This window comes from Phenylobacterium sp. NIBR 498073 (assembly GCF_027286305.1).
Lineage (GTDB): Bacteria > Pseudomonadota > Alphaproteobacteria > Caulobacterales > Caulobacteraceae > Phenylobacterium.
Map to the genome: position 1 here is coordinate 3589952 of NZ_CP114599.1, position 21533 is coordinate 3611484.

The 21533-nt window shown below is 70.2% G+C and carries 27 protein-coding genes; 11 read left to right on the plus strand and 16 right to left on the minus strand.

All coding sequences use genetic code 11. From position 1 onward, the window contains the following. Window positions 1-42 precede the first annotated feature (42 nt). The 4 genes from O4N75_RS17925 to O4N75_RS17940 all read right to left on the minus strand — a co-directional run bounded on the left by O4N75_RS17925 (window position 43) and on the right by O4N75_RS17940 (window position 4554). Entirely contained in the window at window positions 43-1041 is a 999-nt protein-coding gene (locus O4N75_RS17925) for a nitronate monooxygenase family protein (protein ID WP_269626807.1), read from the minus strand. A 111-nt stretch (window positions 1042-1152) separates the two neighbouring features. Beyond that, window positions 1153-2115 (minus strand): acetyl-CoA carboxylase carboxyltransferase subunit alpha, encoded by a 963-nt coding sequence (locus O4N75_RS17930; RefSeq protein WP_269626808.1) that lies wholly within the window; start codon window positions 2113-2115, stop codon window positions 1153-1155. 223 nt (window positions 2116-2338) lie between these two features. After that, the gene (locus tag O4N75_RS17935; RefSeq protein ID WP_269626809.1) at window positions 2339-3247 is read right to left on the minus strand and encodes a site-specific tyrosine recombinase XerD; all 909 of its coding nucleotides are present in this window, start codon (window positions 3245-3247) and stop codon (window positions 2339-2341) included. Further along, window positions 3244-4554 (minus strand): hypothetical protein, encoded by a 1311-nt coding sequence (locus tag O4N75_RS17940; RefSeq protein ID WP_269626810.1) that lies wholly within the window; start codon window positions 4552-4554, stop codon window positions 3244-3246. The genes O4N75_RS17935 and O4N75_RS17940 overlap by 4 nt, the downstream gene beginning before the upstream one ends. A 68-nt stretch (window positions 4555-4622) precedes the next feature. Between O4N75_RS17940 and O4N75_RS17945 the strand changes: the two genes are divergently transcribed. The 6 genes from O4N75_RS17945 (at window position 4623) to O4N75_RS17970 (ending at window position 9679) form a co-directional block, all read left to right on the plus strand. Continuing rightward, on the plus strand, window positions 4623-5171 hold the full coding sequence (locus O4N75_RS17945) for a shikimate kinase (RefSeq protein ID WP_269626811.1): 549 nt from the start codon (window positions 4623-4625) through the stop codon (window positions 5169-5171). Next, on the plus strand, window positions 5168-6280 hold the full coding sequence (gene aroB / locus O4N75_RS17950) for a 3-dehydroquinate synthase (RefSeq protein WP_269626812.1): 1113 nt from the start codon (window positions 5168-5170) through the stop codon (window positions 6278-6280). Before O4N75_RS17945 ends, aroB begins: the two co-directional genes overlap by 4 nt. Before the next feature lie 2 nt (window positions 6281-6282). Then, window positions 6283-7560: an HlyC/CorC family transporter gene (locus tag O4N75_RS17955; RefSeq protein ID WP_269629389.1), complete on the plus strand. Its 1278-nt coding sequence runs from the start codon at window positions 6283-6285 to the stop codon at window positions 7558-7560. Window positions 7561-7679: 119 nt separating this feature from the next. Beyond that, window positions 7680-8906 (plus strand): HWE histidine kinase domain-containing protein, encoded by a 1227-nt coding sequence (locus tag O4N75_RS17960; protein ID WP_269626813.1) that lies wholly within the window; start codon window positions 7680-7682, stop codon window positions 8904-8906. Then, window positions 8903-9280 carry a response regulator gene (locus O4N75_RS17965; protein WP_267232639.1) on the plus strand — a complete coding sequence of 126 codons (378 nt, stop codon included), beginning with the start codon at window positions 8903-8905 and terminating at the stop codon, window positions 9278-9280. Before O4N75_RS17960 ends, O4N75_RS17965 begins: the two co-directional genes overlap by 4 nt. Before the next feature lie 42 nt (window positions 9281-9322). Continuing rightward, complete coding sequence (locus O4N75_RS17970) at window positions 9323-9679, plus strand: hypothetical protein (protein ID WP_269626814.1); 357 nt, start codon at window positions 9323-9325, stop codon at window positions 9677-9679. Window positions 9680-9842: 163 nt separating this feature from the next. Here the strand turns inward: O4N75_RS17970 and O4N75_RS17975 are convergent, their stop codons facing one another. From O4N75_RS17975 to O4N75_RS17990, 4 genes are all read right to left on the minus strand, one after another. Continuing rightward, window positions 9843-12107, minus strand: a complete 2265-nt coding sequence (locus tag O4N75_RS17975; protein ID WP_269626815.1) for a xanthine dehydrogenase family protein molybdopterin-binding subunit — start codon at window positions 12105-12107, stop codon at window positions 9843-9845. Next, the gene (locus tag O4N75_RS17980) at window positions 12104-13051 is read right to left on the minus strand and encodes a xanthine dehydrogenase family protein subunit M (RefSeq protein WP_269626816.1); all 948 of its coding nucleotides are present in this window, start codon (window positions 13049-13051) and stop codon (window positions 12104-12106) included. The genes O4N75_RS17975 and O4N75_RS17980 overlap by 4 nt, the downstream gene beginning before the upstream one ends. Beyond that, window positions 13048-13554 (minus strand): 2Fe-2S iron-sulfur cluster-binding protein, encoded by a 507-nt coding sequence (locus tag O4N75_RS17985; protein ID WP_269626817.1) that lies wholly within the window; start codon window positions 13552-13554, stop codon window positions 13048-13050. Before O4N75_RS17985 ends, O4N75_RS17980 begins: the two co-directional genes overlap by 4 nt. A 95-nt stretch (window positions 13555-13649) precedes the next feature. After that, a complete protein-coding gene (locus O4N75_RS17990; protein WP_269626818.1) occupies window positions 13650-13925 on the minus strand; it encodes a BolA family protein in 276 nt (91 codons plus the stop codon). Window positions 13926-13977: 52 nt separating this feature from the next. Between O4N75_RS17990 and O4N75_RS17995 the strand changes: the two genes are divergently transcribed. Beyond that, window positions 13978-14634: a J domain-containing protein gene (locus O4N75_RS17995; RefSeq protein WP_269626819.1), complete on the plus strand. Its 657-nt coding sequence runs from the start codon at window positions 13978-13980 to the stop codon at window positions 14632-14634. Window positions 14635-14638: 4 nt separating this feature from the next. On the opposite strand, the gene fabA is transcribed toward O4N75_RS17995, so the two are convergent. The 4 genes from fabA to O4N75_RS18015 all read right to left on the minus strand — a co-directional run bounded on the left by fabA (window position 14639) and on the right by O4N75_RS18015 (window position 16570). Next, complete coding sequence (gene fabA, locus O4N75_RS18000) at window positions 14639-15163, minus strand: bifunctional 3-hydroxydecanoyl-ACP dehydratase/trans-2-decenoyl-ACP isomerase (RefSeq protein ID WP_269626820.1); 525 nt, start codon at window positions 15161-15163, stop codon at window positions 14639-14641. A gap of 17 nt (window positions 15164-15180) precedes the next feature. Then, window positions 15181-15777, minus strand: coding sequence for a TetR/AcrR family transcriptional regulator (locus tag O4N75_RS18005; RefSeq protein ID WP_269626821.1), 597 nt, complete (start codon window positions 15775-15777; stop codon window positions 15181-15183). Between the two features lie 88 nt (window positions 15778-15865). Then, a complete protein-coding gene (locus O4N75_RS18010) occupies window positions 15866-16198 on the minus strand; it encodes a hypothetical protein (protein WP_269626822.1) in 333 nt (110 codons plus the stop codon). Between the two features lie 39 nt (window positions 16199-16237). Beyond that, window positions 16238-16570 carry a GFA family protein gene (locus tag O4N75_RS18015; RefSeq protein WP_269626824.1) on the minus strand — a complete coding sequence of 111 codons (333 nt, stop codon included), beginning with the start codon at window positions 16568-16570 and terminating at the stop codon, window positions 16238-16240. On the opposite strand from O4N75_RS18015, the gene O4N75_RS18020 reads away from it, so the two are divergent. Beyond that, a complete protein-coding gene (locus O4N75_RS18020) occupies window positions 16560-16892 on the plus strand; it encodes an acyl-CoA dehydrogenase C-terminal domain-containing protein (protein WP_269626825.1) in 333 nt (110 codons plus the stop codon). The genes O4N75_RS18015 and O4N75_RS18020 overlap by 11 nt on opposite strands. Before the next feature lie 209 nt (window positions 16893-17101). On the opposite strand, the gene O4N75_RS18025 is transcribed toward O4N75_RS18020, so the two are convergent. After that, window positions 17102-17740: a lysophospholipid acyltransferase family protein gene (locus O4N75_RS18025; RefSeq protein WP_269626826.1), complete on the minus strand. Its 639-nt coding sequence runs from the start codon at window positions 17738-17740 to the stop codon at window positions 17102-17104. Then, on the minus strand, window positions 17740-18705 hold the full coding sequence (locus tag O4N75_RS18030; protein ID WP_269626827.1) for a phosphatidate cytidylyltransferase: 966 nt from the start codon (window positions 18703-18705) through the stop codon (window positions 17740-17742). The genes O4N75_RS18025 and O4N75_RS18030 overlap by 1 nt, the downstream gene beginning before the upstream one ends. A gap of 94 nt (window positions 18706-18799) precedes the next feature. Here O4N75_RS18030 and O4N75_RS18035 point away from each other — a divergent pair, with 94 nt between their 5' ends. Genes O4N75_RS18035 through O4N75_RS18045 form a run of 3 tightly spaced genes read left to right on the plus strand, consistent with a single transcriptional unit; the run spans window position 18800 to window position 20559 of the window. Further along, window positions 18800-19186 carry a hypothetical protein gene (locus O4N75_RS18035; protein ID WP_269626828.1) on the plus strand — a complete coding sequence of 129 codons (387 nt, stop codon included), beginning with the start codon at window positions 18800-18802 and terminating at the stop codon, window positions 19184-19186. Continuing rightward, entirely contained in the window at window positions 19183-19854 is a 672-nt protein-coding gene (locus O4N75_RS18040; RefSeq protein ID WP_269626829.1) for a CDP-alcohol phosphatidyltransferase family protein, read from the plus strand. The genes O4N75_RS18035 and O4N75_RS18040 overlap by 4 nt, the downstream gene beginning before the upstream one ends. Window positions 19855-19857: 3 nt before the next feature. Then, window positions 19858-20559, plus strand: coding sequence for a hypothetical protein (locus tag O4N75_RS18045; RefSeq protein WP_269626830.1), 702 nt, complete (start codon window positions 19858-19860; stop codon window positions 20557-20559). A 94-nt stretch (window positions 20560-20653) separates the two neighbouring features. Here O4N75_RS18045 and O4N75_RS18050 read toward each other — a convergent pair whose 3' ends face one another. Together O4N75_RS18050 and O4N75_RS18055 are read right to left on the minus strand one after the other, a co-directional pair. After that, window positions 20654-21088 carry a GNAT family N-acetyltransferase gene (locus tag O4N75_RS18050; RefSeq protein ID WP_269626831.1) on the minus strand — a complete coding sequence of 145 codons (435 nt, stop codon included), beginning with the start codon at window positions 21086-21088 and terminating at the stop codon, window positions 20654-20656. A gap of 20 nt (window positions 21089-21108) precedes the next feature. After that, entirely contained in the window at window positions 21109-21483 is a 375-nt protein-coding gene (locus O4N75_RS18055) for a VOC family protein (protein WP_269626832.1), read from the minus strand. Between the last annotated feature and the right edge of the window lie 50 nt (window positions 21484-21533).

The following is a 21533-nucleotide window of genomic DNA, read 5'->3' on the forward strand; positions in this document are numbered from 1 at the left end:
CGCTCCGGCGGGTTCTTCTTTTTCGGCGCTGGGACCCTGCTCCTAGGCCGGAACGGTCGGCCGGGCGGTGCTGAAGCGGGCCAGGCGCCCGTGGATGATCTCCTCGGCCTCGCGGACGATGCGGCTGATCAGCTCCTCGCAGGACGGGATGTCGTGGATCAGCCCCTGGACCATGCCGGCCGACCAGATGCCGTGCTCGGGATCGCCGGCCTCATAGACCACCTTGCCGCGGGCGCCGGCGACCAGGTCCTTGACGTCCTCGAACTTGGCGCCGCCGCGCCGCTCGATCGCCACCACCTCGTCGGAGACCGCGTTCTTCGCCACCCGCGCGGTGTTGTGCATGGTGCGGAAGATCAGGTTGGTGGCCCGTTCGTCGTTGGCGACGATCCGCTCCTTCACCTTCTGGTGGATCGGGCTTTCCTTGGTGCACATGAAGCGGGTGCCCATGTTGACGCCGTCGGCGCCCAGGGCCAGCGCCGCGACCAGGCCGCGCGCGTCGCCGAAGCCGCCCGAGGCGATCATCGGGATCTTCACCTTGTCGGCCGCGGCCGGGATCAGGATCAGGCCGGGGATGTCGTCCTCGCCCGGGTGGCCGGCGCATTCGAAGCCGTCGATCGAGATCGCGTCCACGCCCATCCGCTCGGCCGACAGGGCGTGGCGGACCGCGGTGCACTTGTGGATCACCTTGATGCCGTGCGCCTTGAAGTGGTCGACGTGCTCCTGCGGCTTGTAGCCGGCGGTCTCCACCACCGTCACGCCGGCGTCGATGATCGCCTGGCGGTACTCCGCATAGGGCGGCGGGGTGATCGCCGGCAGGATGGTCAGGTTCACGCCGAACGGCTTGTCCGTCAGCTTGCGGCAGCGGTCGATCTCACGCCGCAGGTCGTCCGGGGTCGGCTGGGTCAGGGCGGTGATGAAGCCCAGGCCCCCGGCGTTGGCCACCGCTGCGACCAGCTCGGCGCGGCCGACCCACTGCATGCCGCCCTGGACGATCGGGTGCTCGACGCCCACGAGCTCGGTGAAACGGGTCTTCAAGGCCATCGCGCCCTCCAAACATCTGTTTGGAGGACCAAAAACCTACGACGCAGCGTCAGGCAAGCCGGTTTAGACGACGACACACAGCCCTCGATGAGGGCGCCGGTCGGCTGACGCCTACTGCAGCCCCGAACGGCCGATGGCGTAGAAGCGGTCGGCGCGCTGCTTCTTCAGCTGCTCGGTGCTCATGTCGGCGATCTTGGCCAGCTCGTCGGCGATCACCTCGCCGACCGCCGCGACCATCGCCTCCTTGTCGGAGTGCGCGCCGCCCGGCGGCTCCGGGATGATCCGGTCGACGATCTTCATGCCGATCAGGTCCTGGGCGGTGATCTTCATCGCCTTGGCCGCTTCCTCGGCCGTGCGCGCGCCGCGCCACAGGATCGAGTTGGCGCCCTCCGGCGGGATCACCGAATAGATCGCGTGCTCCAGGATCAGCACCCGGTTGCCGCAGGCGATGCCCAGCGCCCCGCCAGAGCCCCCCTCGCCGGTGACGATGGCGATCATCGGCACCTCCAGCATCAGGCTCTTTTCGGTCGAGCGGGCGATGGCCTCGGCCACGCCGCGTTCCTCGGAGCCGACGCCCGGATAGGCGGCCGGGGTGTCGACGAAGCTGATGACCGGCAGGTTGAACCGCTCGGCCAGCTCCATCAGGCGGATGGCCTTGCGATAGCCCTCAGGCCGCGCATAGCCGAAATTGTGCTTCACCCGGCTGACGGTGTCGCGGCCCTTCTCGTGGCCGATCACCACCACCGGCTGGCCGCGGAACCGGCCGAGGCCGCCGATCAGCGCCTGGTCGTCGGCGAACTTGCGGTCGCCGCGCAGCTCGACGAACTCGTCGATCAGCCCGCTCACATAGTCGATGAAGTGCGGGCGGTCCGGATGGCGCGCGACCTGGGTCTTCTGCCAGGCGTCGAGCTTCGAATAGGCTTGGCGGCGGACTTCCTGGGCGCGGGCGCGCAGCGCCTCGATTTCGGCGTCCAGGGTTCCCGAGCCGGTCGTCTCCGACAGCTTGGACAGTTCCTCGATCTTCGCTTCGAGGTCGGCGATGGGGCGCTCGAACTCGAGATAGTGTGCGGCCATTCGAGGAATCTTCTCTTTCCGTTTGCGGAAGCGGCGGAAACTAGGCTCGAAGCGCCCGCCTCACAACCCCGAGGAACAGCCATCAGGCGCCCTGCGTCAAGCCGCCAGCGCCGTGCCCCCGCGACTGGCTGGCCCACCTCACGTTTTGTTGCGGACCAGGGAGTCCGCCGAGGCGCCTGGCCAGGGCCGCCCTCGCCGCCGCGCGAAGGGGGCCCGGACAACCCTACTTCTTCGCCAGCGGATGCTTGCTCGCCACCACCTCGCGCAGCCGCTCGCCGGCGACGTGGGTGTAGATCTGGGTGGTGGCGATGTCGGCATGGCCCAGCAGCTTCTGCACCACCCGCAGGTCCGCCCCGCCCTCCAGCAGATGGGTCGCGAAGGCGTGACGCAGCACGTGCGGGCTGACCCGGGCCGGATCGATCCCGGCGTCGGCCGCCGCCTCGTCCAGCAGCTGGGCGAACCGCCGCGGCGTCAGCCGCCCGGCCTTGCTGCGCGACGGAAACAGCCACGGATTGGCCGCGTCTCCCTTCGGCAGGAATCCCTTGCGGACGTCCAGATAGGCCTTCACCGCCGCCCGCGCGGCGTCGTTCAGCGGCGCCAGCCGCTCCTTGCCGCCCTTGCCCTTGACGATCAGATAGGCCGGGTCGCGCGCCAACACCGACAGCGGCAGCGCGGTCAGCTCCGAGATCCGCAAGCCGGAGGCGTAGGCCAGCTCGACCATGCAGGCCAGCCGCAGCCCCTGCGCCCCGTCCCGCTCCCCGGCCGCCGCGATGATCGCATCGACCTCCGCCCGGCTCAGCACCTTGGGCAGCGGCCGGCCCTTCTTGGGGGCGTCGACCCGCCGCGAGGGATCATCGCTCCGCCAGCCCTCGCCCAGCACGAAGCGGTAGAACTGCCGCACAGCCGAACGCCGCCGCGCCGCCGTCGCCGGCGACATGCCGCGGTCGCTGAGCGCGGCGAAATAGGCCTCGATCTGTTCAGGCCTAGCGTTGCTCAGGTCCGCGCCGCGCCCTTTCAGGAACGCCTGGGCGTCGGCCAGATCCTTGCCATAGGCGGTCAGGGTGTTCCTGGCGCTGGCTCGTTCCCCCGCCATCATCTCTAGGAACGCCTCGATCCAGTCCGCGCCGCTCATCGTTGCGCCAGCAGTCCTTCGACCGCGAAGGCGCGCGCCTCGACGTCCAGTCCGGCCAGCCGCAGCGCCCGCACGATTCGCGCCCGGTCGCCGGTCGCAGGTCCCGCAGGCCCCGCCTCGGCGCTGATCCACAGCGCCAGCAACGCGGTTTCTCCGATCAGCTTGGCCTCGCCGGCCAGGTCCAGAGCCAGGCCCCGCGCCACGCTCGCCTTGCCGGCCTCGGCGCCGACGAACCTGGCGAACTCGCCGCGGGCCTGCGGCGTCATCGGCGCGCCTAGCGCCGCCAGCAGGATCGCCGCGTTCTGCATCTTGCCGCGGGTCTTGGCGCCTTCAACCGCGCCGCGCTCGACCAGCCGGTCCAGGGTCGGCCCGTCCGGCTTGCCGCTCGCCGCAGCGATCAGCGCGTCCAGCAGCGCCAGCTCGTTGACCGGCGTGGCGTCCGCCGTCAGCCCGGCCCGCAGGCTCTGCGCCCCGGCCAGGTCGCCTGCAGCCACCGCCGCCATCGCCGCCTTCAGCGGTCCCGGCCCGGCCTCGATGCTCCAGCTCGCCGGCCCCGGCTCGCCCGCCGCCAGCGCCGCGGCCACAGCCGGCGCCGGCGTCGCGGCCGCCAGGTCCAGCCCCAGACTGCGCGACAGCGCATAGTCCAGTCCGCCCCGCAGCGAGGCCGCGCCCGGATCGCCGGCTCCCGCCAGCTTGGCGCCCATCAGCCGCCCGAAGATCGCGTCCCGCGCCACCCCTTGCGCCAAGTCGAAGGTCAGCCGCGCCGCCCCCGTCTGCCCGTCCCGCGCCTGGCAATAGGTTCGCAGCCGCAGCCAGTAGATCTCCTCGCGGCCGCTCGCCAGGCCCTCGGCGATGTCGCAGGCCCGCTCGTCCTGCCCCGCCAGCAGCGCCGCCTCGGCGCCGGCCTGCGCCATCACCGGATTGCTCTCCAGGCCCGAGGTCCGCGACAGGATCGCGCCGGCGTCCTTGATCCCGCCCTGGGCGATCAACGCGGCGATCCGCGCCCCGGCCAGCTCACGGTCCTGCCCTGCGCCTTCCGGGCCGTTCGCCCCGGTCGCCAGCACCCTTCGGGCCAGCGCCGCGGCGGCCGGCGACAGCGGCCTGGCCGCCAGCAGCGGCAGCACCGTCCGCGCCGTCTCCACCGAGGCTCCGCGCCAGAGCTCGGGCGGCAGGCCGGTGTCGCGCGCGCCGTTGGCGAACGCGTCGGGCGCCGCCAGGGGCGTGACTTCGACGGCGGGCTGGGCGAGGGCGGGAGCGGCGCCGATCAGCAGGGCGCCGAGCGTCATGACGGTAAGCGTGCGGCTCATCCCAACCTTCATGGCAGTACGGTCAACTTGGCGTCGAGGCACATGCTCGTGTAAGACCCTCCGCGTTCATGGACCGTTACTCACCGCTGCGCGCCCGCACCATCACCCTCGTGGGCCTGATGGGGGTCGGCAAATCAAGCGTCGGCCGCCGCCTCGCCAACGCGCTCGACCTGCCGTTCAAGGACGCCGACGTCGAGATCGAGGCCGCCGCCGGCCGCTCGATTCCGGACATCTTCGCCGAGATGGGCGAGCCCGCCTTCCGCGAGGGCGAGCGCCGGGTGATCACCCGGCTGCTGGAGAACCCGCCCCACGTTCTGGCCACCGGCGGCGGCGCCTTCATGAACGACGAGACCCGCGCCCTGATCAAGGAACGCTCGATCTCGGTCTGGCTGAAAGCCGACCTCGACGTGCTGGTCCGCCGCGTCTCGCGCAAGGACAGTCGCCCCCTGCTCTCCGGCAAGGACCCGCTGGCCGTCCTCACCGAGCTCGCCGAGAAGCGCTATCCCGTCTACGCCCAGGCCGACATCATGGTGGAGACCGGCGACACCGCCCACCACGTCACCGTCGACCAGGTGATCCGCGCCCTGACCGCATTCCTCGAGGAAAAAGCTCCATGAGCCGCACCGTCCGCGTTGGCCTGGGCGAGCGCGCCTACGACGTCGTGGTCGGCGGGGGTCTGCTGGACAAGGCCGGCGTCCTCCTGGCCCCGCTGCTCAAGCAGGGCCGCACCGCGATCGTCAGCGACGCGACGGTCTGGAAGCTGCATGGCGAGCGTCTCACCAAGGCCCTCGCGGCGGCCGGGATCTCGTCCCAGGCCATCGTCGTCCCGCCGGGCGAGCCGTCCAAGAGCTGGGATGGCCTAGCCGAGGTCAGCGACCGCCTGCTGGAGCTGGAGCTGGACCGCGGCGACCTGATCGTCGCCTTCGGCGGCGGCGTGGTCGGCGACCTCGCCGGTTTTGCGGCCGCCATCTACAAGCGCGGCATAGACTTCGTTCAGATCCCCACCACCCTGCTGGCCCAGGTGGATTCGTCCGTCGGCGGAAAGACCGCGATCGACACCCCGCGCGGCAAGAACCTGATCGGCGCCTTCCACCAGCCCAAGCTCGTCCTCGCCGACCTCGACCTCCTGGCCACCCTGCCCGAGCGTGAAATGCGCGCCGGCTACGCCGAGGTCATCAAGTACGGCCTGCTCGGCGACTTCGCCTTCTTCGAGTGGCTGGAGACCAACGGCCCGGCCGTGCTGGCCGGCGATCCCGACGCCCTGGCCTACGCCGTCGCCCGCTCGGTGGAGATGAAGGCCGAAATCGTCGAGGCGGACGAGAAGGAAGCCGGCCGCCGCGCCCTGCTCAATCTCGGCCACACCTTCGGCCATGCGCTGGAGGCCGAGACCGGCTACGGCGAGGCCCTGCTGCACGGCGAGGCCGTCGCCGCCGGCAGCGCTATCGCCTTCCGCTTCTCGGCCGCCCAGGGGCTCTGCTCGTCCCAGGACGCCCAGCGCGCCGAGGGCGCCATCGCCGCCGCCGGCCTGCCGACCCGCCTCGATCAGGTCGGCTCGGGCGCCTTCGACGCGGCCAAGCTCGTGCGCCACATGGGCCAGGACAAGAAGGCCGAGGGCGGCCGCCTGACCTTCATCCTCGCCCGCGCCCTGGGCGAGGCCTTCGTCGCCAAGAACGTCGATGGCCAGGCCGTGCGCGACTTCCTGGTCGCCGAAGGCGCGCTCCCGTGACGATCGTCGCCGTCCTCGCGGGCCTGGCGCCCGTGCTGGTCGTCCTGCTCTCGCTCTCGGGGCTGATCTCCGCCGCCGAAACCTCGATGACCGCCGCCAGCCGCGCGCGGATGCACCAGCTTGAGCGCGACGGCGACCGGGCCGCGGCCCGCATCAACCGCATGATGGCCGATCAGGAGAAGATGATCGGGGCGATCCTGCTCTCCAACAACGTCATCAACATCGGCGCCTCGGCCCTGACCACGGTGGCGCTGTCCACCGCCTTCCCCGGCCCGGTCGGCGCCCTGATCGCCACCGCGGTGATGACCGTGCTGATCGTGGTGTTCAGCGAGATCCTGCCCAAGACCCTGGCCATCGCCCGCGCCGACGACGTCGCCCGCTTCCTGTCGATCCCGACCTGGTGGGTCGTGCGGATATTCGGCCCGCTGGCCAACGGCGCCCAGTGGATCGTGCGCCAGACCCTGCGCCCGTTCGGCATCAAGCTCTCCATGGAGACCGACGTCCTCGCCGCCCACGAGGAGATCCGCGGCGCGGTCGAGTATCACCACTCCGAGGGCCTGGTGGAGGCCAGCGACCGCCACATGCTGGGCGGCGTGCTCGACCTGTCGGAGATGGACGTCACCCAGGTCATGGTCCATCGCCGCTCGATCGCGATGATCGACGCGGCCCTGACGCCCAAGGAGTTGCTGGCCGAGCTCCTGGAAACCGGCCACAGCCGCGTGCCGCTCTACCGCGACGATCCGGAGAACATCGTCGGCGTGCTGCACGCCAAGGACGTGCTGACCGCCCTGGCCGGCGCGCCGCTCGAGGCGCTCGACCTGCCAGCCCTGGCCCGCGAGCCGTGGTTCATCCCCGAAACCACCTCGCTCAAGGAACAGCTCGCCGCCTTCCTCAAGCGCCAGAGCCACTTCGCCCTGGTGGTCGACGAGTACGGCGCCCTGCAGGGCCTGATCACCCTGGAAGACATCCTCGAGGAGATCGTCGGCGAGATCGAGGACGAGCACGACAGCGCCCTCGAAGGCGTCCGCCGCCAGGCCGACGGCGCGGTGGTGGTCGATGGCTGGGTGGCGATCCGCGACCTCAACCGCGCCCTCGACTGGGACCTGCCCGACGACGACGCCGTCACCGTCGCCGGCCTGGTCATTCATGAGGCCCAGACCATCCCCAAGGTCGGACAGACCTGGACCTTCTATGGTCATCGCTTCCAGATCGTCCGGCGCGAGCGCAACCAGATCACCGTGATCAAGATTTCGCCGCCCCAGAAGCGCGAGCTAGACTAATTCGTTTGGCCTAGCCTCTTGACCTAAATGATAAAAGAACTTTGGTTTGCGATCCAAGTCAGCACAGTTCTGGGGCGCCGTGCGATACCGTGAGCATGACTGAGACGACATCCGCCAGGATGAAAGCGCTCGAGGCGAGCCTGGCGAGCGCGCGGGCCGCCCTCGCCGAGGAAACCGTCCGCGCCGACGCCCTCAACCGCATCGCCGCGGCCATCGGGGCCGGCGGCGATCTCGACCAGGTCGTGCAGACCGTCGTCGACGGCGGGGTGGAACTGACCGGCGCCGCCTTCGGCGCCTTTTTCTATACGGCCTTCGACGACAACGGCGACACCCTCACCCTCTACTCGTTGTCGGGCGCGCCGCGCACGGCCTTCGACCACTTCCCAATGGTCCGCAAGACCGCGGTCTTCGCCCCCACCTTCGACGGCGAAGGCATCCTGCGCAGCGACGACATCACCACCGACCCGCGCTATGGCCGCAATGCGCCGTTCCACGGCATGCCCAAGGGTCACTTGCCGGTGCGCAGCTATATGGGCGTGCCGGTGATCTCGCGTTCGGGCGAGGTGCTGGGCGCGCTGCTGTTCGGCCACCCCGAACCGGGGCGCTTCTCCGAGCGGCTGGAGCACCTGATGGCCGGGGTCGGCGCCCAGGCCGCGGTCGCCATCGACAACGTCCGCCTCCACCAGGCCGCCCGCGCCGAGGTCCGCGAACGCGCCCTGGCCGAGGAACGCCAGCGGCTGCTGCTCAACGAGCTGAACCATCGGGTCAAAAACACCCTGGCCTCGGTACAATCCCTGGCCCGCCAGAGCCTGGTTAACGCCAAGGATATCGACACCTATTACAAGGCTTTCGAATCCCGGCTGATGGCGCTTTCGCAGACCCACAACCTGCTCACCGCCCAGAACTGGGAAGGCGCCAGCCTGTTCGACATCCTGGCCGCAGAGCTGCGCCCCTACGGCGGCGGGCGAGAGGACGGCGGCGCGCGCTTCACCCTCCAGGGCGACCAGGACGTTCGCCTGCGCCCGAAGGCGGCGGTCGCCCTCGGCATGGCGTTCCATGAGCTGGCGACCAACGCGCTCAAATACGGCGCGCTGTCGACGCCCGGCGGCCACGTGGCGCTGCGCCTGCGCCTGGACGACCAGCAGTCCGACCGCCGGCTGATGATCGAATGGACCGAATCCGGCGGGCCGGCGGTGGTTCGCCCCGAGCGCCAGGGCTTCGGCAGCCGGCTTCTCGAACGCGGCCTGGCGGGAGAACTCGCTGGGCGGGTCAGACTGGACTATCATCCGGCGGGGTTGTCCTGCCGGATGGATCTTCCCCTTCACGTCCTGGAGCCCTCCGAATGACCGGACTTAGCGACCTGGCCGGCCTGCGGGTCCTCGTGGTCGAAGACGAGATGATGGTCTCGATGCTGATCGAGGACATGCTCGAAGACCTGGGCTGCAAGGTGGTCGGGCCCGCCTCCCGGCTTGAGGAGGCCATCGAGTTGGCCAACAGCGTCGAGCTCGACTGCGCGGTGCTGGACGTCAACCTCGGCGGCCAGCCGATCTTCCCGCTCGCCGACCTGCTGCGCGAAAAGGGCGCCCCCTTCGCCTTCGCCACCGGCTACGGCGACGCCGGCCTGCGCGACGCCGACAAGGGCTCCCCGGTCCTGCAGAAACCCTTCCGCGAAGGCGACCTCGCCCGCATCCTCGGCGAACTCCTGCCGCGGGTGGGGTAGAGTCTCGTGACAGTTCTGCTTGCGGCCGCGACAGGAGCCGTCGTGGCGAGCCTGCTCGCCGCCTCCGAAGCGCCAGCGCCTCCAAAGGCCATCTCTACGTTGAGCTTCGATCTTCCGGTCGGGCGGCCCGACAACGTGCGCTTCCGCGAGGCCCTGATCGACTTCTCCTACAAGTACCGTCCTGGCGGCTATCCGGTTTCCCACGTCGGCGAGCTGGGCGCGAGCCGCTACGAAATCGTCATCCCGACCGATTGCAGCAAGTCGGACCTCGTCCTCGGCGACATCGTCCGCGGAGCGGCCCCTGTGGACCGCGTCCCGGAGTTCCTCGCCGCCGCCCGCGGTAGCGCCCGCTGCCAAGCCGGAGCGCCGCCACCGCCCGCGAACTGGCCTAGCACCTAGTAGACGGGCGCCAACCCTGTCATCCCGGTTTGCGCAGCAAGACCGGGACCCATGAACACCGGATCTCGCAAACTGTGACGCGGCCGCGCCACTTTCGGCCGTTACGGCGCGAATGGGTCCCGGACAGCCGCTACGCGGCTTCCGGGATGACACACTCAGCGCGCTACAGCCCCTTGGCCATCAGCCCGGCCAGCACCTTGTCCGGCGTCATCGGATAGTCGCGCAGCCGCACGCCGGCGGCGTTGTAGATGGCGTTGGCGATCGCCGCCCCAGCCCCGGCGATGCCCAGTTCGCCGACCCCCTTGATGCCCATCGGATTGGCCTTGTCGTCGGCTTCCTCGAGGAACATCGAGTCCAGGTCGACGATGTCGGCGTGCACCGGCGCCAGGTACTCGGCCATGTCCTGAGCGACGAACGAGCCGTAGCGCGGGTCGACGGCGTTGACCTCGGTCAGCGCCGTGCCGACGCCCCAGATCATCCCGCCGGTGATCTGGCTCTTGGCGGTCTTGGCGTTGAGGATCCGCCCGGCCGCGAACACCCCGAACATCTTGCGCAGCCGCACCTCGCCGGTCACCTGGTTCACCCCCACCTCGGCGAAGTGCGCGCCGTAGGTGTGCTGGGAATAGTCGCGCGCGTCGGCCGCCGGGGCGATCGAGCCTTCGACATAGATCCCGTCCGGCGCGGCCCGCCCGACCAGCGCGGCCAGCGTTTCGCTGCGGTTCTCGATGGCGATGACCCCGTTCTCGAAGGTCACGTACTCGGCCGGCCCGCCATAGAGCGGCGAGTTCGGATCGCCCACCGCCAGCTCGGTCAGCGCCCGGCGCAGGTTCATCCCCGCCTCGTACGCCGCCGACCCGGCCGTCGCCGCCCCGAACTGCCCGCCCGAGCCGGGGGCCGGCGGGAAGTCGGAGTCGCCGATCTCGACCCGCACGTGGCCCAGGGGCACGCCCAGGGTCTCGGCGGTGATCTGCTGAAGGATCGTATAGGTGCCGGTGCCGATGTCGGTCATGCCCTGGCGCAGGGTGATGATCCCGCCGGCGTCGATCCGCACGCCGGCCTTGGCCGGCAGCAGGAAGTTGCCGCGGATCGCTGCGGCCATGCCCATGCCGACCAGCCAGCGGCCGTCGCGCACCTGTCCGGGGACCGGGTTGCGGCGCTCCCAGCCGAACCGCTGCGCGCCCTCGGTCATGCAGCGCACCAGCTGGCGGATCGAGAACGGCTTGCCGGTCTCCGGGTCGATCTCCGGCTCGTTGCGGATGCGCAGCTCGATGGGGTCGAGGCCCAGCTTCTCGGCCAGCTCGTCCATCGCGCATTCCAGGCTCAGCATGCCCGGCGCCTCGCCCGGCGCCCGCATGGGGCCGGCGTGCGGCAGGTCCATCCGCACCAGCCGGTGGCCGGTCAGGCGGTTGGGCGCAGCGTAGAGATTGCGCGAGAAGTTGGCCGCATGCTCGGTGAAGGTCGCCGCCCGCGCGCAGTGCGTCGTCGCCTCGACGGCGAAGGCGGTGAGCCGCCCGTCCGGCTCGGCCCCCAGCCGCACGCGCATGTTCACCGCCGGGCGGTGGATGGTGCCGTGGAACATCTGCTGGCGGGTGTAGGCGACCTTGACCGGCCGCCCCAGCGCCCGCGCCGCCAGCGCCGCCAAGGTCAGGTCGTCATAGGACTGGCCTTTCCCGCCGAACCCGCCGCCGATGTAGCGGGTCAGCAGGTGCACGTCGGTCGACGGGATCGCCAGGGTCTCGGCCAGGGCGTGCTGGCCGCCCTTCACCATCTGGATCGAGGTGTGGACCGTGACCTTGTCGCCCTCCCACCAGGCGATGGTGGCGCAGGGCTCCATCTGCACGTGGTTCTGGATCGGACTGAAATAGGTCTCGTCCACCGTCACAGGCGCAGCGGCGAAGGCGCCGTGGAAATCGCCGATGTGCACGTCCTCCTCGTCCGGCGGCAGGGTCGCCTGGTCGAAGCTGGCCAGGAAGTCGACCACCGCCGGCTCGGCGGCGTACGCGACCTTGACCAGCTCGGCCGCGGCCCGCGCGTTCTCGAAAGTGTCGGCGACCACGAAGGCGATGGTCTGGCCGTAGTACTCGACCCGATCGCTCGCCAGCGCCGGGTTCGAGGCCCGCTGGCTGCGCGGATTGGCCCGCGTCCCGCGCGGCGCCTGGGCCGGCGCGTTCAGGTGCGTCCAGACCAGTTGCACGCCCGGCGCGGCCTCGGCGGCCGCCGTGTCCACCGCCGTCACCTTCCCGCGCGGGATCGTGGCGGTGACCAGCACGCCGATGGCCGGCGGAGACGGCGCCAGCGTGTCATAGGCGTAGGGCGCGGTCCCGGTGACCTTCAGGGCGCCTTCGTAGCGGTCGACGCCCTTGCCGATCACGCCGCTGCGGTTCTCGGTGACGGGGTTGGGCGCAGCCCAGTCTTGGACGGAGGTCATCGGGCGCTCCCGGCGTCTTCGATGGTCGCGGCCGCCAGGCGGCGGACCAGGGCGATCTTGTGCGTGCGGCGGTCATCGGCGTCGGCGCGCGCCAGTTCGGCGGTCGCCGCCTCGGCCGCGCTCGCCCCCGCCGCCAGCGCCGCCTCGGCCTGCTCGGCCCGCCACGGCTTAGCGGCCACCGCGCCCAGCGCCACCCGGCCGCCGGCCACCGCCACCATGGCCAGGCCGTGGGCGTAGGACGCGCGATCTCGGACCTTGGCGTAGGCCTGGCCGCCGGCCGGCGGCGGCGGCAGCACCACCGCGGTGATCAGTTCGCCCGCCGCCAGGTCGGTCTCCACCTGCGGCGTCGCGCCGGGCAGCCGGTGCAGCGCCTCGACCTTGATCGACCGCGCTCCACCGTCCGGGGTCATGGTCTCGACGCTGGCGTCCAGCGCCGTCAGCGCCACCGCCATGTCCGAGGTATGGGTGGCGATGCAGGCCTCGCTGGCCCCGAAGATCGCCCCATAGCCGCCCGGTCCGCCCAACGCGCTGCAGCCCGAGCCCGGCTGGCGTTTGTTGCAGGGCTTGGCGGTGTCGTAGAAATAGTCGCAACGGGTGCGCTGCAGCAGGTTGCCGGCCGTCGTCGCCTTGTTGCGCAGCTGGCCCGAGGCCCCGGCCAGGATCGCCCGCGCCAGCACCGGATAGAGCTCGCGCACCTTCGGATGCGCCGCAAGCTTGGCGTTGGTCATCGCCCCGCCGATCCTTAGGCCGCCCTCCTCCGTCGCCTCGATCCCGGCGAACGGCAGCCGCCCGACGTCGACCAAGTGAGTCGGCCGCTCGATCTCCAGCTTCATCAGGTCCAGCAGGTTGGTGCCGCCGGCCAGGAACTTGGCGCCCGGATTTTCGGCCACCGCCTTGACCGCGGCCTTGGCGTCGGCGGCCCGCTCGTAGGTGAACGGCTTCATGCGGCCTCTCCCGCCAGGTCGCGGATCGCCGCCAGGATCTGCGGATAGGCCGAGCAGCGGCAGATGTTGCCGCTCATCCGCTCGCGGATCTCGGCGTCGGTCAGCGCCGTCGGCGCCGTCAGGTCGGCGGTCTCCTTGCTGGCCCAGCCGTCGGCGGCCTCCTGCAGCATGCCGACCGTCGAGCAGATCTGCCCCGGCGTGCAGTAGCCGCACTGCAGGGCGTCGTTCTCCAGGAACGCCTGCTGCACCGGATGCAGCGCACCCGGCTGGCCCAGCCCCTCGATGGTCGTCACCTGGTCGCCGTCATGCATGGCAAGGATCGACAGGCAGGAGTTGATTCGCACCCCGTTCACCAGCACCGTGCAGGCGCCGCACTGGCCGTGGTCGCAGCCCTTCTTCGAGCCGGTCAGCCCCAGGTGCTCACGCAGCGCGTCCAGCAGGGTGGTCCGCGGGTCGAGGTCGAGCGTTCGCTCCGCCCCGTTCACCGTGATTGTCGTTTGCATCCCCACCTCCCCTGATGTGAGCGCTCACATACGTTGTCATTATGGTGGCCCAGCTACGAACGTTCAAACGCTCGTTCCGGTCCGCCGTGTTGTTTTTACGCGCCTTCCCCCGGCGCCAGCGCCTTGACCGACAGCGCGTGCACCGGTCCGGCCAGCTCGTCGGCCAGGGCCTTGTAGACCAGCCGCTGGCGCACCACCTTGGACACTCCGGCGAAGGCCGCGGCCTCGATCAGCACATTGAAGTGACTTTCCCCGCCGGGCGTGGCGCCTGCATGACCGGCATGGCGGTCGGAATCGTCGACCACTTCCAGGCGGGTGGGCGAAAACGCCGCGTTCAGCTTGTGGTGGATGGCCTCAAATATGGCGCCCATCGTATCGATGTTCAATTCTTGAAAGGGACTCAGGGAGCTTCATACTTGGGCCATGGCCGGCGCGTTTCAATACAAGCCTAAGTTCGTCGATATCCGTGTGCGTCCCCCCGGTTCGGAGGAGGAGGCGAAGCGGAACGACGATGTCTATGCGCTGAAGCCCGGCGAACGGGCTTGCGACCATCCGGGCTGCCGGACGGCGGCGACGGCGCGCGCGCCCAAGTCGCGCGACATGCTCAACGAGCACTACTGGTTCTGCCAGCCGCACGCGGCCGAGTACAACAAGCAGTGGGACTTCTTCGCCGGCATGAGCGAGGGCGAGATCCGCAACCGCCAGGCCCAGAGCGCGGTCGGCGACCGCCCGACCTGGCAGTTCAAGGCCAGCAAGTTCTCGCGTGAGGCGGCCGGCGCCGCCCACGGCTTCGGCAAGGGCGAAGGCTACGCCGATCCGTTCAGCCTGTTCGGGGCTGGCGCGCGGCCGAAGCCCAAGGCCGAACCGGCGAACGCCCGCCGCCTCGGCAAGCTCGAGCGCAACGCCCTGGCCGACCTCGACCTCGACGAGGACGCCGACGGCCCGGCCATCCGCGCCCGCTACATCGAGCTGGTCAAGCGCACCCACCCCGACTCCAACGGCGGCGACCGCTCGGCCGAGCACAAGCTCCAGCGCGTGATCAAGGCCTACCAGGTCCTCAAGAAGGCCAAGATGGCCTGAGGGGCTAGGGCCGGATCATCCCAACCCGCAGGTCGCTCGCCCAGTAGACGCACTCGTCGTCCGAGAACATCCGGCCGTTGCCGACGCCCAGCGCCAGCTGACCGCGCCGAGCCTGCCGCAGGTCGACCTCGTAGCGGACCTTGCGGGTCTTGGGGGTGACGTCGCCGCGGAACCGCACCTCGCCCACGCCCAGCGCCCGCCCCTTGCCCGGCGATCCCGACCAGCCGAGCCAGTAACCCAGCATCTGCCACATGGCGTCCAGCCCCAGGCAGCCGGGCATCACCGGATCACCGGGAAAGTGACAGCCGAAGAACCAGAGGTCGGGGCTGACATCCAGCTCGGCGACGATGCTTCCCTTGCCAAATTCGCCGCCGTCCAGACTGAGCGCCGTGATCCGGTCCATCATCAGCATGGGCGGGGCCGGCAGCTGGGCGTTGCCCGGGCCGAAATAGCCGCCCTGGCTGGAGAGGATCAGCTCCTCCTTCGAGTAGCTCGACCGCGGGGCGTGGAAGGCGTGCGGGTCGGACATGGTCGTCCTCCTGTTGCTTAGCTCCGCGACAGGCGCAGGGCGCCGGCGACGAAAATCCAGATCTTCTCGGTCAAGGCCGCACGGTCTGGGCGCTCGTTGGCGGTCAGCGCGCCGATGAGCGCCTGGCGGATGCCGCCGATCAGCAGCGCAATGGTCAGCCGTGGATCGAGGTCGGCGGGGATCACCCCATCCCGCTGCCCGGCCCTCACGTTGTAGGCCCCGGCCGTCAGCTGCCGACGGGTGAACGCCTGCTCGACGTCCAGCACCTCCGGCGCCCGGCTCAGAGCCCCGACGACCAGCGGCGCGAACGGATGGTCGTAGTGGAACGAGATATAGGCCGCGATGCGCTCCTTCTCGCGCCCCGCCCAGTCTTCCGCGGTCAATTTCGCCGGATCGAACGCCGCCTCCTCCAATCGGTTGTAGAAGGCCTCAACGACCGCGGCGATCAGCCCGGCCTTGGAACCGAAGTGGTGATACGCCAAGCCGACCGACACCTTGCCCCGCTTGGCGACCGCCTGCATCTCCAGCAAGCCTTGGCTCGCGATCAGCTCCTCCTGGGCGGCCTGAACCAGTCGCTCCGCCGTGCCCGACTTCGCAGCGCTCGCCCCGCCCATTGACCGCCCCTAGACTTGAATTGAATTCAATTTAACCGCACGGCTTGTCATGGCCAAGCGCCAAGAAGGCCACGATGGCCTGAGGGGTCTAGGCCTCCAGGCTGTCGATCCACACCAGGAACAGGAAGCTGGCGCGCTCGGCCTCGCAGTCTTCTACGATTTCGCCGAGCCGCAGCATCGAGCGCCCCACCCGCTCGTCCGCCGCGAACTCGCTCTCCTCGACCGAGCCCTGATAGAGGCCGAGGTCGATCCGAGGGACCTCCAGGTCGCCGCGCAGCTCATAGGCCTCGACGTTGCAGATCAGGTGTCCGCGTGACACGGCGTAGCGCGCGAACTGCGCCAGTTCGCCGGCCCCGTGGACGGCATGTCCCTTGCCGGTCAGTGCGGCCTCGAAGCCGACGCTCAGGTGGCTGTCGTCCATATTCGGAGCCTCGCAGCGCGCGGCGGCGCGCGCAACGCCCTACCCCGGATTTTCCGGAAACCGCCTGGCCTCGTCGCAGATCTCGTACCAGGCCGGCTTGACGGACACCCACTCATGGAAGCGGTTGCGCACCTGCGGGTCGTCGTCCAGGCAGTGGGCGGCGATCGGAAAGGTCTCGGCCTCCGAAGCGATCTCCCCCAGCCCGGTCCCGCAATTACGGCAGAAGCAGCGCGCATACTTGAACGGCGGCTCGGGCGCATAGCTCGCCACTTCGTCCCTCCCCGCGATCCAGTTCAGGCTTTCACGCGCCACCAGCACGAACGTCCCGGCCCCGGCCTTGCGGCAGCGCGAACAGTGGCAAGTGCCCATCATCCTCGGCGCCGCGGTCAACTCGAACCTGACCGCCCCGCAGTTGCAGCTTCCCCGGATCATCCTCGCCTCCATGCTTACAGCGCAGACTGCGCCGCCGCGCGCCAGAACGTGTCAGCAGCCGCTGTCGCGCCGAGGCGCCGCCGGCTGGCTGTGGCTCGACATGGCCCTGGCCGCCAAGGCGCAGGGCGAAGACGCCTTCACCGCCGGCAAGGTCGCCGCCTGCTGGTTCTTCTTCGAACAGGAAATGCCGCGCGTCGCCCTCTGGCTCGACCTCGCCGCCGGCTCGGACATCGCTGTCGCCCTCGACGTCGAGGGGTTCTAATCAGGTGTCATCCCGGCTTCGGCGCAGCCGAAGACCCGGACCCATGAACACCGGATCCGCCAAGGTTCGCGCGAACTCCGCCGCTCGGCGACAATGGGTCCCGGTCTTGCTTCGCAAACCGGGATGACATCTGTGGCCGACTATTCCTCCCCCTCCTGGGGGAGGTGGCGCGCGAAACGCGACGGAGGGGCCTGCTGACTCAGCCCCTCTCAGGCCCACCGCTGCGGCGGCGCCTTGGCCTTCAGGTCCTCCAGCCGCGCGCGCAGCTCGCCCAGGAACGCCTGGCGGTCTCCCCGCCAGTGCAGCGGGTCGCCGACCAGCACCGTGCAGTTCATCGGCACCGGCAGCGCCTCGCCCTTGGGCAGCACCCGGCCCGCGCCCTGCAGCCAGATCGGATAGACCGGCGCCTCGGGCACGTCGGCCGCCAGCCGCGCCACCCCGCTTTTCAGCTGGGCCATCTCCTCGCCGTCGCCGCGCGTGCCCTCCGGGAAGATCAGCACGATGTCGCCGGCCTTCAGCGCCGCGCGCACCGGCTCCAGCACGTCGACCCCGGTGCCGGCCTTGTCACGCGCCACCGGCACGATGCCGATGATGGTGTTGGACAGCCAGCTGATCAGCCCGCCGCGCAGGAAGTAGTCGGCCGCCGCCGCCGGCCGCACCCGGTCCAGGCCCTTCGACGGATAGAGCGTCAGCATCAGGATGGTGTCGACGTGGCTGGCGTGGTTCGCCGCCAGGATCGCCGGCCCCTTCAGCGGCAGCTTCTCGCGCCCGATGATGTCGGCCCCGGTGAACACGCGTGCGACCGGCCGACCGATCAGCACCAGGACGAGGCGGCGGAACCAGCGCATCAGAAGTGATCCAGGGCGAAGTAGGCGAGGATGTGGAAGTAGAGCGGCGCGGTGAAGGTCAGGCTGTCGGCCCGGTCCAGCAGGCCGCCGTGGCCGGGGATCAGGGCGCTGGTGTCCTTGACCCCGATGTCGCGCTTGATCGCGCTCATCGTCACGTCGCCGGCGAAGCCCGCCAGCGGCAGGAAGAGCGCCAGGCACCCCAGTCCGATGCCGCTCAGCGGCGTGAACATGGGCCCAAGGAACCAGATCAGCGCGCTGGTCGTGATCCAGCCGCCGAGGAAGCCCTCCCAGGTCTTGTTGGGGCTGACCTTGGGGACGATCTTCCGCTTTCCGAACAGCTTGCCCCAGACGTACTGCGCCACGTCGTTGGCCTCGGTGACGACCAGCAGGAAGAACACCAGCCCCGCCGCCCCGGCCGGCTGCGCCTCGGCGGCCGGCGTGCGCATCAGGAAGGCGATGTAGCCGAGGTTGTAGACGCAGGCGACGATGGCCCAATGGAACGTCGCCGTGGTCGCCAGGAACGCCCGCGTCTGGCCGATGCAGGCCATCAGGAACGGGATGATCAGGAACACGTAGGTCGGGATGAACACCCGATAAAGGCCGTAGTCGTCGATGATGATGAAGAGGTAGTTGATCCCCATCGCCACGAACGCAGCCAGCACGATCAGCCGGTCCTCGCGCCGCACCGGGGCCAGCGACAGGAACTCGCGCAGGGCGACGAACGAGATCGCGATCATCAGCGTCGTGAACACCTGCCAGCCGGCCAGCAGCGCCCCGGCCAGCAGCGCGATCATCACCCACCACGAGGCGATCCGCTGGCGCAGGTTGGTGAAGTCGCCGGCCGGTTTCAGCACCGCCAGCAGGCCGGTGATCGCGACCGCCAGGGTCAGCACGGCCAGCACGCCGCCAAGCCCCCACAGCACCACCGGCGACTGCTGGGCGAAGAACCCCGTGACTGCGTCCATGCGCTGGCCTCTCCCGCCCGCCGAGCATCGAGCCCCGGCGCAGCTTGACCGTACAGCGGATGGCGGCGCAGTTTCCATCCCAATGCAGAACGCCTTGCGGACTTTCGCCGGCACGACCTTCGCCCACGTCGGCTTCGCCTTCCTGGCCATGGGCGGCTGGGCGCTCTACGCCAACGCCGGCCACGGCCTGGCCGCCGCCGCCCTGCCGGCGGTGTCGCAAGGCGTGCTCTCGGGCCTGATCACCCTGGTGCTCAAGCGGGCGCTCGAGGCGATGGGCCCGCGGTTTTCCGGCGCGCTGGCCTATGTCGTCCCGCCGGCGATCACAGCGACTGCGATCCTCGCCCTGCTGGTCGCCGTCCACGCGCTGATCGGCACGCCCGAGATCGCCCGCACCATCGCCGTACCGTGGTCGGTCTCGACCTTCTACGCCGTCGTCTACGCCGCGACCCTGGCGCGCGGCCAAGCCAAGGCTCCCAAATGACCGAGACCCCAGAGAACCGCCGCCCGCTCAAGTCGCGCGGAACCGGCTGGACCCAGGGCCTGGCCTCGGGCCTGGCCAAGGCCGGCGCCAGCCCGGACATGATCTCGGCCGGCAGCATCATCTTCGCCCTGCTCGGTCTGCTGGCCTTCCTCTATGCGGCCGGCGACCGGCCCCCCTTCCACCGCGGCGCGCTGCTGATCGGGGCCGGCGTCTGCATCCAGCTGCGCCTGCTCTGCAACCTGCTCGACGGCATGGTGGCGGTCGAGCACGGCAAGGGCGGTCCGTCGGGGCCCATCTGGAACGAACTGCCCGACCGCATCGCCGACGCCCTGTTCCTGGTCGGGGCCGGCTATTTCGCCGACCTCGCCGGCTTCACCCTCGGCGCCCCGCTCGGCTGGGCCGCCGCGGTGCTGGCCGTGCTCACCGCCTATGTCCGCGAGCTCGGCCGCGGCCTCGGCTTCCCGGCCGACTTCTCAGGGCCCATGGCCAAGCCGCACCGCATGGCCGCCCTCACCGCCACCTGCGCCCTCGCCGCCTTCGAGCCGCTGTGGGGCTGGAACGGCCAGAGCGTCATCCTCGGCCTGCTGGTCATCGTCGCCGGCGCCGCCTGGACCGCCCTGCGCCGCACCCGCACCCTGGCCGCCCGGCTGGCGGGGCGGCAGGGTTAGGGCGTGATGGTCGCCGACCGTGACGCAATCGCCGCGCGCAACAACGCCGAATGGTGCGCGGCCGTGTGGAAGGCGCACGGCCTGACCGTCGGCCAACGGCACGGGCTATGGTTCTGCGCCGAGGAAACCCCGCAATATTATCCCAACGTGGTGACGGTCGATCCCGGCGCCGACCCTGACCTCCAGGTCGCGTTCATCCGCGGCCTTGCGGAGCGGTCGGACTTCGAGTTCAGCGTCAAGGACAGCTTCGCAGCCCTGCCGCTCGCGAGCGCCGGCCTGACCCCGCTGTTCTCCGCCACCTGGCTCTGGCTTGAGCCCAACGATCCGCCGCCGTTGCGGGAGGGGAGCAGCTGGCGATGCATCGCCTCCGCCGAGCTGATGCGATGGGAGCAGGCCTGGCGTGGGGACGATCTGGAGCATGCCCGGACCTTCCCCGACGCGCTGCTCGACGACCCCAACGCCAACGTCATCGGCGGCTTCGACAGCCAGGGACGGATCGTGGCCGGCGCGATCGCCTATCGGACCGCCGAGGCCATCGGTCTGACCAATGTGTTCGGCTCGCAGGGGCAGGTCATCGCCGCATTGGCGTCGCTGCTGCCGCCCGCTCCGGTCGTCGCCTATCAGCCCGGAGAAGACCTTAGCCAAGCCAGGCGCCGGGGCTTCCTTCCGCTTGGACCGCTGACCGTCTGGCGCTCCCTGGCCTGAACCGGCCGTCGATCGCAAGCCGACGGCCCCTCTGAATGGCAAGCTGCCAGGGGACGACCCACGCGGTCTTGGGCGCGCGCCCTCGCGACTGGCGTCAGCCTTGCGCCGATCGACGGAAGACGGAGGTCTCCGCCCGCGAAAAGCCCAGCTGCTCGAACAGGCGGTGAGCGACGGCGCGCGTCGGATTCGACGTCAGGCTGACCGGGACCTCGCCGTACGAACTCGCCTTGGCCAGCGCCGCCTCCATCAAGGCGCGGCCGAGTCCTGCGCCCCGGCAGCTCGGATCGACGATCACGCTCTCGATCCATAGGCGCACGCCCTGGGGAAGCCGCATCGGGACCAGGCAGACCAGGCCGACAACCTCGCCGCTATCGGTCGCGGCGAACAGATGGTTGCTCGCCACGACCGCCCGCAGTTCATCTTCCGATATGGATCGAGCCGCGCCGGCGAGCTCGGTCATGAGCCGTGCGATCTGGCTCGCAACCTCGACCGTGACGTCATGCGGCTTCAGCTCTGAAATCGTCGCCATCGACGCCCTCTGATCTGTCTTCACGGACGCGGCCCCCGCCGCTCGACCAGCTCATGCACGACGCCGCCCGGCGCGCGGAACGCGGCGTAGGCCAGGCCCGCATCGGCGTTCCAGGCCGGCCGCGCGTGCAGGAACGTTACGCCCCTGGCGGCCAGCGCCGCCATCGCCGGCTCGATCGCCTCGACCTCGAAACTGATCACGCTGGCCGCGTCGGCGCCATGCTCGGCCTCCGGCGCCGGCCGCGCGCAGGCGAACACGTGCAGCGCCCGCCCGCCGAGATCGAACACCAGCTGGCTCTCGAACCGTGCACGGAGGGCGAGGCCTAACACGTCGCGATAGAACGCCAGCGCCGCCTCCAGGTCAGGCGTCATCACCAGCGCCGGGCCGAGTTTCATCACCGGTTTCCCCCTCCACCGCTCATCCCGGCGAAAGCCGGGACCCAAGC

Bases quoted from the DNA above. Each gene is read 5' to 3' on its own strand.
- O4N75_RS17935 (WP_269626809.1), bottom strand. From the start codon at position 3,247: ATGAGCGGCGCGGACTGGATCGAGGCGTTCCTAGAGATGATGGCGGGG.
- O4N75_RS17975 (WP_269626815.1), bottom strand. From the start codon at position 12,107: ATGACCTCCGTCCAAGACTGGGCTGCGCCCAACCCCGTCACCGAGAAC.
- O4N75_RS17995 (WP_269626819.1), top strand. From the start codon at position 13,978: ATGGCCGGCGCGTTTCAATACAAGCCTAAGTTCGTCGATATCCGTGTG.
- O4N75_RS17965 (WP_267232639.1), top strand. From the start codon at position 8,903: ATGACCGGACTTAGCGACCTGGCCGGCCTGCGGGTCCTCGTGGTCGAA.
- O4N75_RS18005 (WP_269626821.1), bottom strand. From the start codon at position 15,777: ATGGGCGGGGCGAGCGCTGCGAAGTCGGGCACGGCGGAGCGACTGGTT.
- O4N75_RS18055 (WP_269626832.1), bottom strand. From the start codon at position 21,483: ATGAAACTCGGCCCGGCGCTGGTGATGACGCCTGACCTGGAGGCGGCG.
- O4N75_RS17960 (WP_269626813.1), top strand. From the start codon at position 7,680: ATGAAAGCGCTCGAGGCGAGCCTGGCGAGCGCGCGGGCCGCCCTCGCC.
- O4N75_RS17980 (WP_269626816.1), bottom strand. From the start codon at position 13,051: ATGAAGCCGTTCACCTACGAGCGGGCCGCCGACGCCAAGGCCGCGGTC.
- aroB (WP_269626812.1), top strand. From the start codon at position 5,168: ATGAGCCGCACCGTCCGCGTTGGCCTGGGCGAGCGCGCCTACGACGTC.
- fabA (WP_269626820.1), bottom strand. From the start codon at position 15,163: ATGTCCGACCCGCACGCCTTCCACGCCCCGCGGTCGAGCTACTCGAAG.
- O4N75_RS18025 (WP_269626826.1), bottom strand. From the start codon at position 17,740: ATGCGCTGGTTCCGCCGCCTCGTCCTGGTGCTGATCGGTCGGCCGGTC.
- O4N75_RS17940 (WP_269626810.1), bottom strand. From the start codon at position 4,554: ATGAGCCGCACGCTTACCGTCATGACGCTCGGCGCCCTGCTGATCGGC.
- O4N75_RS17945 (WP_269626811.1), top strand. From the start codon at position 4,623: ATGGACCGTTACTCACCGCTGCGCGCCCGCACCATCACCCTCGTGGGC.
- O4N75_RS18050 (WP_269626831.1), bottom strand. From the start codon at position 21,088: ATGGCGACGATTTCAGAGCTGAAGCCGCATGACGTCACGGTCGAGGTT.
- O4N75_RS17925 (WP_269626807.1), bottom strand. From the start codon at position 1,041: ATGGCCTTGAAGACCCGTTTCACCGAGCTCGTGGGCGTCGAGCACCCG.
- O4N75_RS18030 (WP_269626827.1), bottom strand. From the start codon at position 18,705: ATGGACGCAGTCACGGGGTTCTTCGCCCAGCAGTCGCCGGTGGTGCTG.
- O4N75_RS18010 (WP_269626822.1), bottom strand. From the start codon at position 16,198: ATGGACGACAGCCACCTGAGCGTCGGCTTCGAGGCCGCACTGACCGGC.
- O4N75_RS17990 (WP_269626818.1), bottom strand. From the start codon at position 13,925: ATGGGCGCCATATTTGAGGCCATCCACCACAAGCTGAACGCGGCGTTT.
- O4N75_RS17930 (WP_269626808.1), bottom strand. From the start codon at position 2,115: ATGGCCGCACACTATCTCGAGTTCGAGCGCCCCATCGCCGACCTCGAA.
- O4N75_RS18015 (WP_269626824.1), bottom strand. From the start codon at position 16,570: ATGATGGGCACTTGCCACTGTTCGCGCTGCCGCAAGGCCGGGGCCGGG.
- O4N75_RS18040 (WP_269626829.1), top strand. From the start codon at position 19,183: ATGACCGAGACCCCAGAGAACCGCCGCCCGCTCAAGTCGCGCGGAACC.
- O4N75_RS17985 (WP_269626817.1), bottom strand. From the start codon at position 13,554: ATGCAAACGACAATCACGGTGAACGGGGCGGAGCGAACGCTCGACCTC.